Annotated in this window: 1 rRNA gene; it reads left to right on the plus strand. The window is 54.1% G+C overall.

The window, feature by feature from the left end:
- A 23S ribosomal RNA gene (locus tag LAV82_RS31135) occupies positions 1–1,715 on the plus strand; the annotation flags it as partial.
- Positions 1,716–1,720: the final 5 nt, after the last annotated feature.

The raw sequence follows: 1,720 nt of genomic DNA on the forward strand, positions 1-1,720 counted from the left end.
GATGTCAGTGGTAGGAGAGCGTTCTAAGTGCTGTGAAGTCAGACCGTAAGGACTGGTGGAGCGCTTAGAAGTGAGAATGCCGGTATGAGTAGCGAAAGACAAGTGAGAATCTTGTCCACCGAATGCCTAAGGTTTCCTGAGGAAGGCTCGTCCGCTCAGGGTTAGTCGGGACCTAAGCCGAGGCTGAAAAGCGTAGGCGATGGCCAACAGGTTGATATTCCTGTACCACCTCCCCGCCGTTTGAGTAATGGGGGGACGCAGTAGGATAGGGTAAGCGCGCTGCTGGATATGCGCGTTCAAGCAGTTAGGCTGATGAGTAGGCAAATCCGCTCATCATAAAGGCTGAGCTGTGATGACGAGGGAATTATAGTACCGAAGTTCCTGATTCCACACTGCCAAGAAAAGCCTCTAGCGAGGCGGGAGGTGCCCGTACCGCAAACCGACACAGGTAGGCGAGGAGAGAATCCTAAGGTGATCGAGAGAACTCTCGTTAAGGAACTCGGCAAAATGACCCCGTAACTTCGGGAGAAGGGGTGCTCTGGTAGGGTGTATAGCCCGAGAGAGCCGCAGTGAATAGGCCCAGGCGACTGTTTAGCAAAAACACAGGTCTCTGCGAAGCCGCAAGGCGAAGTATAGGGGCTGACGCCTGCCCGGTGCTGGAAGGTTAAGAGGAGGGGTTATCCTTTGGGAGAAGCTCTGAATCGAAGCCCCAGTAAACGGCGGCCGTAACTATAACGGTCCTAAGGTAGCGAAATTCCTTGTCGGGTAAGTTCCGACCCGCACGAAAGGCGTAACGATCTGGGCACTGTCTCAACGAGAGACTCGGTGAAATTATAGTACCTGTGAAGATGCAGGTTACCCGCGACAGGACGGAAAGACCCCGTGGAGCTTTACTGTAGCCTGATATTGAATTTTGGTACAGCTTGTACAGGATAGGTAGGAGCCTGAGAAGCCGGAGCGCTAGCTTCGGTGGAGGCGTCGGTGGGATACTACCCTGGCTGTATTGAAATTCTAACCCGCGGCCCTGATCGGGCCGGGAGACAGTGTCAGGTGGGCAGTTTGACTGGGGCGGTCGCCTCCTAAAATGTAACGGAGGCGCCCAAAGGTTCCCTCAGAATGGTTGGAAATCATTCGTAGAGTGTAAAGGCACAAGGGAGCTTGACTGCGAGACCTACAAGTCGAGCAGGGACGAAAGTCGGGCTTAGTGATCCGGTGGTTCCGCATGGAAGGGCCATCGCTCAACGGATAAAAGCTACCCCGGGGATAACAGGCTTATCTCCCCCAAGAGTCCACATCGACGGGGAGGTTTGGCACCTCGATGTCGGCTCATCGCATCCTGGGGCTGTAGTCGGTCCCAAGGGTTGGGCTGTTCGCCCATTAAAGCGGTACGCGAGCTGGGTTCAGAACGTCGTGAGACAGTTCGGTCCCTATCCGTCGTGGGCGTAGGAAATTTGAGAGGAGCTGTCCTTAGTACGAGAGGACCGGGATGGACACACCGCTGGTGTACCAGTTGTCTTGCCAAAGGCATCGCTGGGTAGCTATGTGTGGACGGGATAAGTGCTGAAAGCATCTAAGCATGAAGCCCCCCTCAAGATGAGATTTCCCATAGCGCAAGCTAGTAAGATCCCTGAAAGATGATCAGGTTGATAGGTCAGAGGTGGAAGCGTGGCGACATGTGTAGCTGACTGATACTAATCGATCGAGGACTTAACCAAACTTT

It is taken from the genome of Bacillus sp. ILBB4, assembly GCF_035064545.1.
In the GTDB taxonomy this organism is placed as follows: domain Bacteria; phylum Bacillota; class Bacilli; order Bacillales; family Bacillaceae_H; genus Priestia.